The organism is Streptomyces sp. NPDC020490, assembly GCF_044335305.1.
GTDB lineage: Bacteria > Actinomycetota > Actinomycetes > Streptomycetales > Streptomycetaceae > Streptomyces.
Genome location: NZ_JBIRUY010000036.1, coordinates 1 through 14,568 on the forward strand (window position 1 = coordinate 1; position 14,568 = coordinate 14,568).

The 14,568-nt window shown below is 72.2% G+C and carries 17 protein-coding genes and 2 pseudogenes; 8 read left to right on the forward strand and 11 right to left on the reverse strand.

What is annotated here, in order from left to right; genetic code table 11:
• A partial coding sequence (locus ACH4ZX_RS30880) for a transposase family protein (protein WP_398279895.1) occupies nucleotides 1-187 on the reverse strand: 187 nt, incomplete at its 3' end.
• A gap of 133 nt (nucleotides 188-320) precedes the next feature.
• Between ACH4ZX_RS30880 and ACH4ZX_RS30885 the strand changes: the two genes are divergently transcribed.
• Nucleotides 321-686, forward strand: a complete 366-nt coding sequence (locus ACH4ZX_RS30885) for an anthrone oxygenase family protein (protein WP_398279898.1) — start codon at nucleotides 321-323, stop codon at nucleotides 684-686.
• A 302-nt stretch (nucleotides 687-988) separates the two neighbouring features.
• On the opposite strand, the gene ACH4ZX_RS30890 is transcribed toward ACH4ZX_RS30885, so the two are convergent.
• Nucleotides 989-1,234 (reverse strand): hypothetical protein, encoded by a 246-nt coding sequence (locus ACH4ZX_RS30890; RefSeq protein WP_398279901.1) that lies wholly within the window; start codon nucleotides 1,232-1,234, stop codon nucleotides 989-991.
• A gap of 159 nt (nucleotides 1,235-1,393) precedes the next feature.
• Here ACH4ZX_RS30890 and ACH4ZX_RS30895 point away from each other — a divergent pair, with 159 nt between their 5' ends.
• From ACH4ZX_RS30895 to ACH4ZX_RS30905, 3 genes are all read left to right on the forward strand, one after another.
• On the forward strand, nucleotides 1,394-2,029 hold the full coding sequence (locus tag ACH4ZX_RS30895; RefSeq protein WP_398279904.1) for a hemerythrin domain-containing protein: 636 nt from the start codon (nucleotides 1,394-1,396) through the stop codon (nucleotides 2,027-2,029).
• A gap of 86 nt (nucleotides 2,030-2,115) precedes the next feature.
• The gene (locus tag ACH4ZX_RS30900; protein ID WP_398279907.1) at nucleotides 2,116-2,640 is read left to right on the forward strand and encodes an anthrone oxygenase family protein; all 525 of its coding nucleotides are present in this window, start codon (nucleotides 2,116-2,118) and stop codon (nucleotides 2,638-2,640) included.
• A 227-nt stretch (nucleotides 2,641-2,867) separates the two neighbouring features.
• On the forward strand, nucleotides 2,868-3,863 hold the full coding sequence (locus ACH4ZX_RS30905) for an AraC family transcriptional regulator (protein WP_398279910.1): 996 nt from the start codon (nucleotides 2,868-2,870) through the stop codon (nucleotides 3,861-3,863).
• A gap of 76 nt (nucleotides 3,864-3,939) precedes the next feature.
• On the opposite strand, the gene ACH4ZX_RS30910 is transcribed toward ACH4ZX_RS30905, so the two are convergent.
• The 7 genes and pseudogenes from ACH4ZX_RS30910 to ACH4ZX_RS30940 form a co-directional block, all read right to left on the reverse strand.
• Nucleotides 3,940-4,464, reverse strand: coding sequence for a 4'-phosphopantetheinyl transferase superfamily protein (locus ACH4ZX_RS30910; RefSeq protein ID WP_398279913.1), 525 nt, complete (start codon nucleotides 4,462-4,464; stop codon nucleotides 3,940-3,942).
• Nucleotides 4,465-4,501: 37 nt separating this feature from the next.
• Nucleotides 4,502-4,768 (reverse strand): annotated as a pseudogene (locus tag ACH4ZX_RS30915) (4'-phosphopantetheinyl transferase); the annotation flags it as partial.
• A 352-nt stretch (nucleotides 4,769-5,120) separates the two neighbouring features.
• Nucleotides 5,121-6,014: an alpha/beta fold hydrolase gene (locus tag ACH4ZX_RS30920; RefSeq protein ID WP_398279916.1), complete on the reverse strand. Its 894-nt coding sequence runs from the start codon at nucleotides 6,012-6,014 to the stop codon at nucleotides 5,121-5,123.
• Nucleotides 6,011-6,523 (reverse strand): SRPBCC domain-containing protein, encoded by a 513-nt coding sequence (locus ACH4ZX_RS30925; RefSeq protein WP_398279919.1) that lies wholly within the window; start codon nucleotides 6,521-6,523, stop codon nucleotides 6,011-6,013. Before ACH4ZX_RS30925 ends, ACH4ZX_RS30920 begins: the two co-directional genes overlap by 4 nt.
• A gap of 250 nt (nucleotides 6,524-6,773) precedes the next feature.
• Nucleotides 6,774-8,285 carry a flavin-containing monooxygenase gene (locus tag ACH4ZX_RS30930; protein ID WP_398279922.1) on the reverse strand — a complete coding sequence of 504 codons (1,512 nt, stop codon included), beginning with the start codon at nucleotides 8,283-8,285 and terminating at the stop codon, nucleotides 6,774-6,776.
• Nucleotides 8,282-8,734 carry a class I SAM-dependent methyltransferase gene (locus ACH4ZX_RS30935; protein WP_398279925.1) on the reverse strand — a complete coding sequence of 151 codons (453 nt, stop codon included), beginning with the start codon at nucleotides 8,732-8,734 and terminating at the stop codon, nucleotides 8,282-8,284. Before ACH4ZX_RS30935 ends, ACH4ZX_RS30930 begins: the two co-directional genes overlap by 4 nt.
• The gene (locus ACH4ZX_RS30940) at nucleotides 8,626-9,174 is read right to left on the reverse strand and encodes an SAM-dependent methyltransferase (RefSeq protein WP_398279928.1); all 549 of its coding nucleotides are present in this window, start codon (nucleotides 9,172-9,174) and stop codon (nucleotides 8,626-8,628) included. The genes ACH4ZX_RS30935 and ACH4ZX_RS30940 overlap by 109 nt, the downstream gene beginning before the upstream one ends.
• Before the next feature lie 211 nt (nucleotides 9,175-9,385).
• On the opposite strand from ACH4ZX_RS30940, the gene ACH4ZX_RS30945 reads away from it, so the two are divergent.
• Genes ACH4ZX_RS30945 through ACH4ZX_RS30955 form a run of 3 tightly spaced genes read left to right on the forward strand, consistent with a single transcriptional unit; the run spans nucleotide 9,386 to nucleotide 11,390 of the window.
• Nucleotides 9,386-9,646 carry a hypothetical protein gene (locus tag ACH4ZX_RS30945; RefSeq protein ID WP_398279931.1) on the forward strand — a complete coding sequence of 87 codons (261 nt, stop codon included), beginning with the start codon at nucleotides 9,386-9,388 and terminating at the stop codon, nucleotides 9,644-9,646.
• Between the two features lie 11 nt (nucleotides 9,647-9,657).
• On the forward strand, nucleotides 9,658-10,641 hold the full coding sequence (locus ACH4ZX_RS30950) for a 3-oxoacyl-ACP synthase III family protein (protein ID WP_398279934.1): 984 nt from the start codon (nucleotides 9,658-9,660) through the stop codon (nucleotides 10,639-10,641).
• On the forward strand, nucleotides 10,638-11,390 hold the full coding sequence (locus ACH4ZX_RS30955) for an SDR family NAD(P)-dependent oxidoreductase (RefSeq protein ID WP_398279936.1): 753 nt from the start codon (nucleotides 10,638-10,640) through the stop codon (nucleotides 11,388-11,390). Before ACH4ZX_RS30950 ends, ACH4ZX_RS30955 begins: the two co-directional genes overlap by 4 nt.
• A 251-nt stretch (nucleotides 11,391-11,641) precedes the next feature.
• Here ACH4ZX_RS30955 and ACH4ZX_RS30960 read toward each other — a convergent pair.
• Together ACH4ZX_RS30960 and ACH4ZX_RS30965 are read right to left on the reverse strand one after the other, a co-directional pair.
• A pseudogene (locus ACH4ZX_RS30960) lies at nucleotides 11,642-11,847 on the reverse strand (transposase); the annotation flags it as partial.
• 104 nt (nucleotides 11,848-11,951) lie between these two features.
• Nucleotides 11,952-12,800, reverse strand: a complete 849-nt coding sequence (locus ACH4ZX_RS30965; protein WP_398279939.1) for a BTAD domain-containing putative transcriptional regulator — start codon at nucleotides 12,798-12,800, stop codon at nucleotides 11,952-11,954.
• A gap of 411 nt (nucleotides 12,801-13,211) precedes the next feature.
• Between ACH4ZX_RS30965 and ACH4ZX_RS30970 the strand changes: the two genes are divergently transcribed.
• Nucleotides 13,212-14,426, forward strand: a complete 1,215-nt coding sequence (locus tag ACH4ZX_RS30970; protein ID WP_398279942.1) for an aminotransferase class I/II-fold pyridoxal phosphate-dependent enzyme — start codon at nucleotides 13,212-13,214, stop codon at nucleotides 14,424-14,426.
• Nucleotides 14,427-14,568 lie beyond the last annotated feature (142 nt).

A 14,568-nucleotide genomic window follows, 5' to 3' on the forward strand; every position in this document is an offset into this window, starting at 1 on the left:
CGAACCCGGCCGCGAGCTGAGCATAGGTGTGGCCGCACCGCAGGTGGGCCAGGACCAGCAGGGCCTGCCGGTCCGCGCTCAGCCGACGCCACCGCGTGCCCCGCTCCAGGCGCCGGGCGGCCAGCAGGCGGGAGAGGTACCGCAAGGTCGAGCTGGACAGATCGATCCCCGATGGGTAGACAAGCACGTGAAGCTCCGGGCGGACAGGTTGATCTTGGTCGACAACCCATCTACCAGGAGCTTCACCTCTTCCGGAACATCACCCCCACGCCAACTGGTCAGCCGCTCAGCCAAGTTGGAAACGGCTCAGTCTGAAAGAGGTGGACGACGCCTCGTTCACCCTCGTCATGCGGACGGTGAACCGCAAAGTGCCCGGACCGCTCTTCCTGCTGCTCTTCCTCGGCTCGCTGGCCTTCCCCGCCGTCTCGTTCTTCGTGGCGCCGGAGGCACGCGACGAGAGCGAGGGGACCCTCGTGGGGGTCGCCGCTCTCTGCGCGCTGGCAGGACACCTGATCACCTCGAGCGGCAACGTCCCCCTGAACAACGCGCTGGAGTCGTCGCGCGGCCGGGGTGACGAGCGGGCCGCCCGGATGGCCTTCGAGGGGCGGTGGAACGCCCTGCACGGCGTGCGGACCCTGCTCGCTGTCGCCGCCTTCGTCCTCGTGGCAGCGGCCCTGGCCCGATGAACCCCGGCATGGCACTCCGGCCGGGATGACATGTGCCTACGCCTCACGCTCACCCTCTGAGACGATGGCGCATGAAAATGAGCTTTGACGATATGTACTGTCTTTCATGTCGAGACTTCAATAGAAGAGTGGGCACTCACGCACAGAACACCGCACCCCTCCCCGTCATCCTTGGCACCAGCAAGACCGGACGGCTCCTGGTCGAGCGCCTGCGGAGATCCACCACCCGGCCCGGGTCGGCTCTCGCCGCAGCGAGATCCCTCCAGCGAGAGCTTCTTCCCCGGCCCGGTCCGCGGCACGGCCTACGAGTCGTCCGGCACGCGGTTGCTGAGCTTCCGCAGCGCGGCCCGCGAGCTGTCGGCGGCGACCGGCCGGACTGTCGGCTGTAGCCCGGTCAGCGTCGACGACCACCGTGCGGGGCTGCGCGAGCCGGGCAAGGCGGGGAGCTCGCGGACCTCTTCACCCTCCTCGTCGACGGCCGCGACGCCGGCCTCGTGCACCGCGTCCGGGAAGCGCTCGGACGCAAGCCCACGGACTTCGCGGACCACGCCAAGCAGGCCGCGGTCACCGGCGTCCTGGACGTCTGCCGAAACGCCGGACCTCCCCGGCCGGCGGGTCACCGCATCGCACCGACCATGTAGCGCTACAGATCGGCCAAGCCCGGGCCCGGTGGCGGAGCGCCCGGGCCCAGAGAAGAGAAGGACGCGATGGACAAGCTGCTGTGGGAAACCAAGGGTGTGGACGCGCTGCCCCGCCACCTTCGCGGATTCGCGCAGACGCACCTCGCGCTGCGGCGTGACTCGCGGCGACTGGTGGCCGCGGCGCCGTTACTGACATCCGCCGGTCTTCCCCGGGTCGCGGAGTGGTGGCGGCAGTTCAGGGCGATCGTGGACTGGCATCACCGCACGGAGGACGAGATCCTCTGGCCGGGCCTGATCGAACACGTGCCGGAGATCGCCGCCGGTTCCCACCGCATGGTGCAGGACCACGTGGCGCTCGACGACTCGATGGTCCGCGTGACCAAGGCGCTGGACGGCGGACGCGCCGAGCTGATCGGCGGCCCTGTCGACACCTTCGACACCGTCCTTCACCGGCACCTGGACGAGGAGGAGGAGCTGACCTTCCCGGTCTTCGCCCGCGTACCGGCCGACGTGTTCGCCGCCCTGGAGCGCCGCGTCCTCGCCTCGGCACCCTTCCACGTCAAGCGGGTGCTGCCGCCGTGGCTGCTCGACGGACTCCCGCAGCCGGACGGGCTGATGCCCGGGCCGGTGCGCCTGATCGGGCTCACCTTGCTGGCAGGTGCCTACCGCCGCTCGCTCACCGGAATCCTGGAACCCCGGTGAACGGCCGCCCGTCAGCCCTCCCCTCGCGGGCGATGACTGCCCCGGCGGCGTCGCGTACCTCCCGCAGAACCGACCGGAGGAACATCATGAGCAGTGCCGCCGCCCTCCCCGGGTCCGCCTCCACGGACCCGGTACTCGTCGCGGCCACCATCGGCACCGGCCTGATGGCCGGTCTCTACCTCGCGTTCGACGTCGGCGTGATGCCCGTCCTCGCGCGCCGTGAGGACGGGAGGTTCGTCGCCGCGATGCGCCGGGTCAATGACGCCTTGGACGACGACCCCGCCTTCGGGGCGTTGTTCATCGGTGTGTTCGTGGCAACCGGCGTGGCCGCCCGCAGACTCGCCCGCGCGGACCGGAGCGACGCCGCCCGACGGGCCCGGGTCGCCGCGGTGCTGTACGGCCTCAGCGTCGTGGTGACGATCTGCGTCAACCTGCCCCTGAACCGTCGGCTGCGTACCGCCCCCGGCACGTCATACGCTGCCCTGGCCGCGGCGCGGGCGGCGTACGAGCGTCCCTGGCGCCGGGCCAACGCGGTCCGTACGGCCGCCTGTCTGGGCGCCCTCGCCCTGCTGGCCGGCGCGGCGCGACGGCGGGCGGTCGTCCGGCCGTAGTGACCGTGCGACGACCGGATCTGATCCGGGGCGGGTCGACAGACCGGCCCCGGGACCGCCCCGGGTCCGGAACTTCCCCCGGGAGCTTCCGGACCTACGGTCGCGCCTCCGTCCAGGAGCCGTCGTGGTGCCGCCGCCCGACGGCGCGGCTCCACGGGGCGGGAGGGGCACGGCCGGGGCCGGGCGCCACCTGGGAAACGACGGCGAGACAGTGCGAGGTGAAGGTTGTGGATACGCTCAGCGGCCTGCTGGAAAGCCCCAAGGCGCGGGGCGCCTTCCTGTTGAAATCTGTGTTCAACCCCCCGTGGGGACTGCGCATCGAGGACCGCGCGCCTCTGTCGCTGGTCACCATGCTGCACGGCTGGGCATGGGTACTCCGGGAGGGGGCCGACCCGGTGCGGATCGCGGCCGGGGACGTGGCGGTCCTGCGCGGCCCCGAGCCGTACACCCTCGCCGACGATCCGTCGACGCCCCCGGGCATCACCGTCGACCCCGAGCAGCGCTGCAACACCATCGACGGCGAAGACGTCACCGAGGCGATGTCCCTGGGCGTGCGCACCTGGGGTGAGCCGCGCCGCACCGGGTCGACCGTGATGCTCAGCGGCACCTACCAGGCACCCAACGAGGTCGGGCGCAGACTGCTTGCCAGCCTGCCCGCGCTGCTCGTCCAGCCCGCCTCAGCCGCGCGGACCCCGCTGATCGGCATGCTGGCCGCCGAGACGGACAAGGAGGACGTCGGCCAGGAGGTCGTCCTCGACCGGCTGCTCGACCTGCTGCTCATCAGCGTCCTGCGCTCCTGGCTCACGGAGCCGGACACGGGCGCGCCGCTCTGGTTCCGGGCGCAGAGCGACCCGGTTGTGGGACGGGCGCTCCGGCTGCTGCACGAACGGCCCGGTGAGCCCTGGACGGTCGCCTCTCTCGCGTCCTCCGTCGGGGTCTCCCGGGCGGCGCTGGCCCGGCACTTCACCGAACTCGTCGGCGAGCCGCCGATGACCTACCTGACCCAATGGCGGCTGACGCTCGCCTCCGAGCTGCTGCGCGACCCCGACCTGTCGGTCGCCAACATCGCGCAGAAAGTGGGGTATTCCGGGCCGTTCGCGCTCAGTGCGGCGTTCAAGCGTGAACGGGGCGTCAGCCCGCAGGAGTTCCGCCGGGGCAAACGGCCCGATGAGACCCTGACGGCCGGCTCCTCGGACAGGCGGACCGTGGTCCTCGGACGCTGAAACGAGTCCGGCCGGCGGGCTGAGCGGAGGCGGGTGAGGACCGTGGCGTGGGCGCGGCGGGCGGCCTTGGAGATGGTCACCGGGCAGCGCTCGCAGCTGTCGTGGGAGACCCGGCCGGGACCGCTACGACGGTGAGCAGCAGGCCCCCTTCGACGTGCCAGCGGCCCGTGTAGCGGGCCGCGACGCCCGCCGGTCCGGCCGCGACGTCCGCCGGTCCGGCCGCGACGTCCGCCGGTCCGGCCGCGACGTCCGCCGGTCCGGCCGCGACGTCCGCCGGTCCGGCCGCGACGCCCGTCGGCCCGGCCGCGCTGCCGTCCGCCGGCCGCCGCCGCGCCGGCGCCGGCGACCGGCGGTCCGGACGGACCTCGGCCGTCAGCAGGCCACCCGTCGTGAACGCGACCTCGACGGCGCCCGTGCCGATCCACTGGCGGGTGGCCGGGTACCACACTTTGTAGACGGCTTCCTTGGCGCTGAACAGCAGCCGGTCCCAGGGGAGTTCGGGGCGTTCCCCGGAGAGCCGGGCCACCATCCGCCGCTCGCGCTCCGACGCGACCAGACCGAGGAGGCCGCGCGGCAGAGGGAGCGCGGGTTCGGCGTCCACGCCGAGTCCCGCCCACAGTTCCGCGCGCCGCCGCCGCCCGGTATCCGGCGCAGTGGGTGATGCTGCCGACGAACCCGCTGGGCCACGCCGGGGCGCCGTCCGCCGTGCGCAGCAGCGGCCCGGGCGGCGCCCCGAGGGCGTCCAGACAGCGGTGGGCGCAGGCGCGCGCGGCGGTGAACTGCCGGACGACCCGGTCCGGCCGGCCCCGTACCAGGGCGAGTTCCCGGGGGTCCGGCAGATGGGGGAGCGCGTCATCGAACGCTTCCGCCCCGACGCCCCCGGCCGGTACGAGCCGCTCGATCACCGTGCGCCCACCGCGGTGCGCCGCGGCGCCGCGCCGCGCGCGGGGTACGGCGTGCCTGCCCGCGCACGACGCGGTCCGCAGGCCTGTGCGTGACGCGGCGCGCCGGCCCGGACGGGGAGCGCCGGGCCGGCCGGTACCCGGAGCCGCGTACCGTCTCCGGTACCGATCGCCGCGCTGCCCACAAGCCCGGCCGACGCGCGGGTCGTCAGCTCGTCCCTTCGACCGGCCGGCGCCCTGTCGACCGGTCGGCGTCCTGCTCGGACCCTCCCCGGCGCCGGGACGGACTCGAGTACGCCCCCGACAGCCGGTCGGGCGGCGCCCCCGGAGACCGCGGGACCGGGGAGGGTCCCGTTCACCGGGCGCCCGCCTCTTTCACGCCTCCGGCGTCTTGTGGGCGCTTGCCCGCGCGGGCGGCGGTCCGGGCGACGGCGTCGGCCACGGCGAGCGGGGCCTCCAGAGGCAGGACGTGTCCGGCGTGGGGGATCGAGGTGAACACGGCGTCCGGCAGCGCGGAGGCCAGCTTTCTCCCCAACTCGGGTCGGATGATCCGGTCTGCCTCGCCCGCCAGGACCGCGGCGGGCAGCCGGACATCGGCGAGCGCGGCCCGCAGGTCCATGCCCCGGGAGGAGCGGAAGCAGGCCGCCCGCACCTGCGGCGCGGTCTCGGCGAAAACCTGCCGGTTGACCTCGCGGAGCCGGGGGGCCAGCGACGTACCGGTCATCTGCCTCAGCAGGGTCCGCCCGAGGCCGGGTCGGCGCACGGCCCACGAGAACAGCGGTGCCTCCATCATCCGGGCCTCCTTCTCCGGGGTGTTCTGGCCGTGCGCCGCCGAGGCGACCAGGACCAGGCCCACCGGACGGGCCCCGGGCTCGGGTGCCGCGGCCAGCGCGAGTGCGGCGAATCCGCCGCCGGAGTGCCCGACGACGAGCGGCGCGCCTCCGGCGTAGCGGGCGACCGCCGCCAGGTCCGCGTTCATCGCTTCGGCGGTCACCCCCGAGGTGCCCACGGTGGAGGCGCCGTGGCCGCGCAGGTCGTAGGCGACCACCGGGAAGCCGCTCCGCAGCAGCCGGTCGGTCACCTGGCTCCAGATCCGGCGGCTGCCGCCCCAGCCGTGCGCGAGCACCACCACGGGCCGGGCTTCGGCGCCCCGCTCCAGCGGCTCCAGGACGGAGACGGCCAGCCGGGCCTCGTCCTCGGTGCGCAGGAACGTCTCACCGGGGGCGGGAGCCGGAGCGGGCGCGGTCACCGAGAGACTCCCCGGGCCGAGGCGGCAGAGGCCGCCGACGATGGCTCGGCCGGCAGCAGACGGCCGAGCCGTGCGAACGCCGCGCGGGTGGCGTGGGTGTGCTGGGCACCGATGTCCACGAGGTTTGCCAGGACGGCGAGCCCGCCGCGCGGCCGAGCCCGGAAGAGCATCGCGAGCCGGGTGCCGCCGTCGACGAGCGGTGCGAGGGTGAACTCCGCCGTGCCCCGGAAGGCCCCTTCCACGTACTCCAGGGCCAGGCGCCTGCCCGGCTCCACGGCGGTCGTGCGCGCGGTGAACCGGATCTTCTTGCCGCCCTTGTCCACGCCCTTGGTGTGGACGGTGACCCGGGTGAGCGCGCCCACCCGGTCCGGGGCGCCGTCAACCGGCTCGAAGGTGTTGTCCGGCACCCACCACCGGGCGCCGCCGGCGAGTTCGCTCACCAGGGCCTCCCAGACCGCGTCCGGACCGGCGGCGAGCAACGCCTCGTCAACTAGGTGGTATTTCTTCAACTGCTTCTCCTCCTCACGGGATCTACGGGGACGAGCCGCTTCCGAAGGCGCAGCCCGGGGCCGTGCCCGGGCAGCCGCAGAAGACCTGCCGGGGGCGATCCCCGCCGGTGCGGCTGCGGCCGTCGACGGCGAGCTCGAGTCCGTGGGCCCGGGCGTAGCGGGTCATCCTGGTGATGTCCTGGACCGAGCCGGGGGTCGACTCCGTGGCTCGTCGGCTGCGGTACGTGTGTTCGTCGCGGCGGCTCGACCGTCAGGATGCGGCGGGCATGGGGACGCGCAGTTCCTCGCTGGTGCTCAGCAGGTGCTCGGCCGGGTCGAAGCGGCTGGTGGCCCGCCGGAAGCGCCAGGTGTACGTGGGCCAGATCGAGGGGTTGCGCCCGTGCTCGTCGAGGTACCAGCTCCGGCAGTTGCCCGCGTTCCACACGGTGCCCTCAAGCCGCCGGTCGAGCCGCTCGTTGTACGCCCGCTGGGCCTCTGGGAGCACCTCCACGCCGGCCAGCCCGCGCTTGTCCATCGTCTTCAACGCGTCGAGGAGGTAGGCGATCTGCGCCTCGATCATGATCACCTGGGAGGAGTGGCCCAGGGTCGTGTTGGGGCCGAGCATCATGAAGAGGTTGGGGAACCCGGCGACGCCGGTTCCGCGCAGGGCGCTCATGCCCTCGCTCCACGTCTCCCTGAGGCTGACGCCGTCCCGCCCGAAGAGGCGCTCCGCGATCGGTCGCCGTACAGCCTCGAATCCCGTACCGAGGATGATCGTGTCCACCGGCCGCCTCCGGCCGTCGGTCGTGACCACCGCGTCCGCCGTGACCTCGGCGATGCCGTCGGTGACCAGCTCCACGTTGGGCTGCTGGATCGCCGGGTAGTACGTGTTGGAGAAGAGCAGGCGCTTGCAGGCCATGACGTAGTCGGGCGTGAGCGCGGCCCGCAGCCGCTCGTCCGGCACGCTCGCCTTCAGGTGGTCGGAGGCCATCTTCTGCATCTTCGCGGCCACGGCGGGGCGCGCCATGACGAAGGCGAGGATCTCGCGGCCCCACATGTTGAAGTTCCGCCGGAAGCGCTGGTAGCCGGGCACGGAGGTCAGCAGCCTCGTCTGCAGGGCGCTGTTGGCCTTGTCGTTCTTCGGCCCGATCCAGGGTGGGGTGCGCTGGTAGAGGTCGAGGTGGCCGACCTCCGGCTGGATGGCCGGCACGAACTGGATGGCGGAGGCGCCGGTGCCGATCACAGCGACCCGGCGGCCGGCGAGGTCCAGGTCGTGGCGCCAGCGGGCGGAATGGAAGACCTCACCCTGAAAGCCGGCCAGGCCCGGGATGTCGGGGATGGCGGGTTCGCTGAGGTAGCCGGTGCCGGTGACGAGCACCCGTGCGGTGTAGTCCCCGCCCGTGGTGGAGATCCGCCAGCGCTTGCGCAGGTCGTCCCAGCGAGCCTCGGTCAGCTCGTGCCGGAAGCGGATCCGGGACCGCACGCCGAACTGGTCGGCGCAGTCGCGCAGGTAGTCGAAGAGTTCCTGCTGCTTGCCGAAGGTGCTCTTCCAGCGAGGGTTCGGCGCGAAGGAGAAGGAGTACAGATGCGACATCACGTCGCAGGCGCAGCCGGGGTAGGTGTTGTCCCGCCAGGTGCCGCCGACCTCGTCGGCCCGCTCGAAGACGAGGAAGTCGTCGATGCCCTGCTGAAGCAGCCGGATCGCCGTTCCCAGCCCCGAGAAGCCGCTGCCTATGACCGCCACCCGCAGGTCGCGCGCGGGGTCCGGAGGGGCCTCGGTCATGCTCGTCCCCCCTTGCGGACCAGCGTGAGCCGGAAGTTGTTGAAGAAGCGGTCCTCCAGCGTGTACGCGAAGATGTCCAGGTAGCGCTCGAAGCGGGCCACCACCTCCTCGCTCTCCAGCGCGGCCGCCTCGTCGCGCCGCCTGGCGAGTCGGGCCAGCCAGGCGCGGCACGCCCGCGCGAACGCCTCGCGTTCGTTGACCAGCTCCACGACCTCGAACAGGCCCTCGGCGGCGGCCGCCAACTCGTGCAGGTGCGGGATGTGCATGCCGGCGAACTCGGAACGCTGGAGGAACTTCAGGTCCGCCAGGATCTTCGGGCCGATGGGCTGGGCCTCGGCCGTCATCGTGTGCAGCACGAACCGGCCGTCGGGCACCAGCGCCTCGTGCACCTGCTGGAAGAAGAAGCGGTAGCGCTTGGTGCGCTCCTTCGGCGGGAGACTGGAGGGCACGAAGTGCTCCAGGGCGTTGACGCAGAAGGCAGCGTCGACGCGCCGGGGGCGTGGTGCTCCGACCAGCTCTCGACCCGGGTGGTGATGGCCGGGTTGCCCAGATCCGCGATGTACGCCGCCTGGGTGCGGCTCAGGGTGAGACCGACGGCCTCCCGGACGCCGTGCTTCGTCGTCAGGCGGTGGGCGAGGGTGCCCCAGCCGCATCCGATGTCGAGCACGCGGTCCTTCCCGGCCGCTTCCGCCAGGTCGGCGAACACGTCGAGCTTGCGTTCCTGCGCGATGTCGAGGGCCTCGACCAGACCCTCGCCCTGCTCCCAGTAACCCCCGCTGTACATCATGCTGGAGCCCAGCAGCAGGCGGTAGAACTCGTTTCCCACCTCGTAGTGGTGGCGGACCGCGTCCACCGCCGGCTCCGTGGTGTGGGTGGCAATCGTCGCCATCCTCGCCCTCTCCTCGCTGCTTCGGCCGTCGGGTGCCCTCGCGCCGCGCGGCCGTCCGGCCGGCCGTCTGAACCGTGCTGGTCGGCAAGCCAAGCCGATCGGCGCAATCCGACCGCAACAGCGTTGCGTGACCGGCCTGTTGCGGTCCGATTGCGAGGAAGGGCTTCGATGCGGACACACGACCGTCCGTCGCGTTCAGAGAGGAACAACCATGGCACTGCCGACCGTCGAGGAACTCGCGCAGCAGCTCGCCGCCGTTTCGGGGGCCACCGAGGTGACCCCCGACGCGCCGATCCAGCACATCGCGGACGTGGACTCGCTGGACCTGATGGAGTGGCTCTACAACTTCCAGAACCAGTACCCCGACATTCCCGCGGACGAGTCCCTCTTCGCGGACCTGGACGACACCACGACCATGCGCGACGTGTACACGAAGCTGCTGGAGCTCGTGCCCGAGCCGGCCGAGCGGTGACGGCACGTCGCATGAGTGGATTCGAGATCGCGGGGTGGGGCAAGGCCCTTCCTGAACGTGTCGTCACCAGCGCCGAGCTGGCGGACCGCTTCGGGGTCGACGAGCATTGGGTCGTCAGCCGCTGCGGCATCCGTGAGCGGCGGGCGGTCAGCCCCGGTCAGACCACTGCCTCGCTGGCCGTCGAGGCGGGCCGTGCGGCGCTGGACAAGGCCGGTCTGACCGGGTCCGACATCGCCCATCTGATCGTGGCCACGGCCACCCCCGAACAGCCCTCGCCCGCCACCTCCGCCTTCGTGCACCATGAACTGGGCATCGGCGGCGGGGCCATGGACGTCAACTCCGAGTGTGCGGGCTTCGTGTACGGCCTGGTCACGGCCATGGGCTTCCTCCGCATGGACCGCCGCCCCATCCTGTTGATCGGCTCGGACACGCACACGCTGACCGCCAACCCGGCCGACCGCGACCTGTCCATCCTGGTGGGCGACGGCGCGGCTGCGGTGGTGCTCGTGCCGGGTCCCGAGGACCCGGTGCTCGCGTGGAACCTGGGCGCAGACGGCTCCTGCGCCGACGCGCTGAAGGTACCCGCGGGCGGCAGCCGGATGCCGACCACACCGGAGACAGTCGCGCGGGGGCTCCACTACGCGCAGATCAAGGGCAACGAGATCTACCTCAACGCGGTCCGCTACACGGTTCGCACGGTGCGCGAGACGCTGGAGAGCGCCAAGGTCATGCCCGCCGAGGTGGACCACGTCATCCCCCACCAGGCGAACATCCGGATCATCAACTCGGTCCTCCAGCACACCGGTCTGCCGCCGGAGTCCCTGGTGACCAACCTGGAGCGGTACGGCAACACCGCCTCGGCCTCCATCCCGCTGGCGCTCACCGAGGCGCTGGAGGCCGGGCGCATCCAGCCCGGACAGCTCGTACTGTTCGCGGGTTTCGGCGCGGGGATGACCTGGGGCTCGGTGCTGATGCGTTGGGGAGGTGCCGCGTGAGCGGACGGGGAGCGGGGAAGCGCCCCGAGGCGCCGGTGGCGCTGGTGACCGGCGCCTCGGGCGGGCTCGGGCAGGCACTCGCGGTCGAACTCGACGCGCTGGGCTGCCGGGTGGCCGTGCACTACCGCAGCGCCGCCGACCAGGCCGAGGCCGTGCGGGAGAAGCTGACGCGCGATGCGGTGGTCGTCGGCGCGGACGTGGGGTCGTGGGAGGAGACCCAGGAGCTGTACCGGCGCGTCGAGGCTTGCCTCGGGCCGATCGACGTCGTGGTCAACAACGGGGCGATCCGCCGGGACGCCCTGATGGCGATGCAGTCCCCGGACGACTGGCACGAGGTCATCCGCACCAACCTGCTGGGGACGTTCAACACCAGCCGGGTCGCGCTTCCGCACATGCTGCGGCAGCGCTGGGGCCGGATCGTCAACGTCGTCTCGCCCTCGGGCCTGATCGCCACGGCGGGCCAGACGGCGTACTCCGCCTCCAAGGCCGGGGTCATCGGCATGACCCGGACGCTGGCCGCCGAGTGCGGGCGGCGCGGGGTGACCGTGAACGCCCTCTCGCCGGGGTTCATGATCACGGGCATGACCCAGAACCTGCCGGAACGGATCATGGAGGACATGGCCCGCAAGGCGCCGGTGCCGAGGTTCGTCACGGTGGAGGAGGTCGCCCGCAGCGTCTCCCTCTTCCTCGACCAGGACTGCATGACCGGTCAGGTGGTCAGCATCGACAGCGGGGTCTCCGTCATGTGAGACGGGGGGCCGCGGCGACAAGTCCGGGAGGGGCGCGACGGAGCGCCCCTCCCCTGCGTCACGCCTTCGGGCCGATCGGGTCGTGGGTGGGTGGTGGGGGCGACAGGTCCAGGCCTGTCGCGAAAGTCCCTCCCCAGCCTTCGGCCGGGAGGCGTCCCCAGTCCCGCGACGCCCGGCACGCTCGCCCAGTGGGGTTACCCCCCACTGGCCGCACCGGGCGCAGACCCGAGCACATCCCGTACGAGGGACCGCAGTGAGACACCGGTCCGGCAGCCGGTGACCTTGCCGGCGGTGCCGGGGTACCGCCGGGTTTCGCATGCCGAGGCATCCCCGTTCTTGAGGAAGCCGGTGTCATCGACAACCAGCGCGGTTTCACCTGCTGCATCCGCCATGCGAGGCGGGCACACACATGCGCCGCGTCCCACGGGCCGGTGGTGACGAAGTGGGCCAGGGCCTGCTCCGGAGCACACCGGACCGCGGACAACTCCCCACTCGGCACACCCGGTCGACGACGCGCCCGATCCCACGGACACGCCACCTGCGAGTCATTCCGACCAGGCCCTAGGCGCCGGCCCTGCGGAGAGGGTCGGGAACAGCGAGGAGCCGGACCGCGGGCGGCGCCACCCGGTGCGGCAACCGGATGGACTCGGGCGAGCTCCGGGGACCGCCCAGCAGCCCCAGGTAGACCGTCTCGCTCTCCGGACTGGGGTCTATCCCCAGCTCCTCGGCGAGCACCGTGCGCAACTGCTGGTAGATCCGCAGGGCTTCGGCCCTGTTGCTGGCCAGCCGGTGCGCGGTCATCTGGCACCGGTAGGCGCTCTCCCGGAACGGCGCCTCGCGTACCGCCTCCTCCGCGTACTGCAGGGCGTGGTGCGTGTCGCCCAGCGCGGAGGACGAGCTGCTGGCGGTCTCCAGCGCGGAGACATGTACCTCCTTCAGGCGGGCCCGGATCGAGTCGACCCACTCGCCCTCGTGGGAGGCGAGGAAGGGGCCCCGCAGCAGGGACACGGCCGTGGTGGCGAGCCGTTGTGCGGTGCTGTGGTCACCGTTGCGGTACGCCGCCGCCGCGCTGACGGCGGCGCTCTCGGCGCGGTCCACGTCCACCTGGGCGCCCTCCGGAAGCCGCAGCAGATAGCGTCCCCCGCGGGCGATCAGAGGCGGCTCGGAGGTGGGGGGCGACTCTTCGGACAGGAACGCCCGCAGGCGGCTGATGACGCTGCGCAAGGCTGAGGCCCAGGTGCTCGGCAGGCCGCCCGGCCAGATGGTGTCGGCGAGTTGCTCCCGGCTGGTGCCGGTGGGCCGCTCGAGGCAGAGCCGGGCGAGAGCGATCTGTGCCTGGTGGCTGGAGAGGATCCGGGGGGCCTCTCTGTCGTGTTCGACGGACACGAGGCCGACAAGCCTGATGAGCACGGCTGATTCCCCCAAGGTCTGAGGCGGCTTCTCATCGGTGTCGCCGACGGAAGCCGACTTGCTGACGTGCGGCGTGCTGGGTGGTGCGTATGGTCAGGTTCCGGCCCGCGCAGCCGAGCGGCGGTCTACTTGAACCGCAAGGAAGAGCGAGCCGAAGCGGCAGGAGCTTTTTAATTCATCCCCAGAACGGAGTAAACACCATCGTCGTTCAGAATAGAAGCGTGTCAACTGTGTCCGAAATTGCGAGAGTTAACTGATGGGAATCTCGCGGCTGACTATGTGTCAATACGTTGACCACTGCTTGTTCTTGCCTTCGTGTTGCGCCGCGATTGCGTGACGGACGTTGAATTCGAGGCGCGACAGATCTGTTGCGCCGCCGCGCAATGGACGCCATATACGAGAGGATGGCCGATGGCTTCCGCAGGGTGGGGGAGAATCGCACACAAGCTGGACGCGACGCGCCGTCGTGTAGCCTCGCTGGAGTGGGACGCCGAGCGCCGCAACAGCTTCGTCCCCTACACCGCCGAGCGCGATTCGGCCTACGTCGACCTGGACGGCCGGCGTCTGCTGATGATGTCGGGTTACAGCTATCTCGGCCTCTCCGGTGACGAGCGCGTGGTCTCCGCCGCGCAGGAGGCCGCCGCCCGCTACGGCACCGGCAACCACGGGGTGCGCGCGCTGGCGGGCTCCATCCCGCTGCACGAGGAGCTGGAGGCCGAGGTCGCCGAGGTCGCCGAGCGGGACCGGGCCATCGTCTTCGGCTCCGGTTACGCCGCCAACGTCGGGACGATCGGCGCACTCGTCGGTCCCGGCGACACCGTCTTCGTCGACAAGTACGCCCACGCCAGCATCGTGGACGGCTGCAGGCTCAGCGGCGCCACCGTGGTCCGCTTCCGGCACAACGACACCGAGCACCTCACCCGGCGGCTGGAGGCCGCCGCGCCCGGCGGGGTCCGCCTGGTGATCGTCGACAGCGTGTACTCGATGGACGGCGACATCGCCCCGCTGCCCAGGCTGCGCGAGGTCTGCGACGCCCACGAGGCGCTGCTGATGGCCGACGAGGCCCACGCCCTGGGCGTCATCGGCCGCACCGGCCTGGGCATCGAGGAGCACTTCGACCGCGAGGCGCGGGTGGACGTCAAGCTCGGCACCCTCTCCAAGGCCATCCCCTCCATGGGCGGGTGGGTCGCCGGGCCGGCCGAGCTCATCGGCCATCTGCGCTACGCCGCCCGTCCGTTCCTCTTCTCCGCCGCGCTCGCCCCCGCGTCGGCCGCCGCCGCCCTGGCGGCGCTGCGGGTGCTGCGCGCCGAACCCGAGCTCGTCGCCCGGGTCCAGGACCACGGCGTCCGCTTCCGGGACCTGGTCACGGCGGGCGGGATGCGGACCGGCGACAGCGAGACGGCCGTCGTCCCGCTCATCGTCGGTGCCGACGAGGCCGCCTACGACCTGGCGACCACCGCCCGCAGGCTGGGCGTCATCGGACTGCCGGTGGTGACCCCCGCCGTCCCCCGCGACCTGGCGCGGCTGCGCATCGCCGTCACCGCACGGCACACGGACGCGGACATCGACTTCGCGGCCGAGGCGTTCCTCAAGGCTGCGGGGGAGTGCGGCCTGCCGGCCGTCTGACCGGAGCGGCCCAGCCGGGCCGCGGGGCTCCGGGCCCGACGGCCAGGAACGGCGCAGCGCCCGGGGAGTCCCTGAGCCCTGAGCCCTGAGCCTCGGAGCCCTGAGCCTCGGAGCCCGGAGCCCGGAGCCGTGGGGCCGTGGG

Excerpts from the sequence above, each read along its gene's own strand:
- ACH4ZX_RS30895 (WP_398279904.1), top strand. The coding sequence starts at position 1,394 with ATGGACAAGCTGCTGTGGGAAACCAAGGGTGTGGACGCGCTGCCCCGC.
- ACH4ZX_RS30900 (WP_398279907.1), top strand. The coding sequence starts at position 2,116 with ATGAGCAGTGCCGCCGCCCTCCCCGGGTCCGCCTCCACGGACCCGGTA.
- ACH4ZX_RS30930 (WP_398279922.1), bottom strand. The coding sequence starts at position 8,285 with ATGACCGAGGCCCCTCCGGACCCCGCGCGCGACCTGCGGGTGGCGGTC.
- ACH4ZX_RS30940 (WP_398279928.1), bottom strand. The coding sequence starts at position 9,174 with ATGGCGACGATTGCCACCCACACCACGGAGCCGGCGGTGGACGCGGTC.
- ACH4ZX_RS30945 (WP_398279931.1), top strand. The coding sequence starts at position 9,386 with ATGGCACTGCCGACCGTCGAGGAACTCGCGCAGCAGCTCGCCGCCGTT.
- ACH4ZX_RS30950 (WP_398279934.1), top strand. The coding sequence starts at position 9,658 with ATGAGTGGATTCGAGATCGCGGGGTGGGGCAAGGCCCTTCCTGAACGT.
- ACH4ZX_RS30970 (WP_398279942.1), top strand. The coding sequence starts at position 13,212 with ATGGCTTCCGCAGGGTGGGGGAGAATCGCACACAAGCTGGACGCGACG.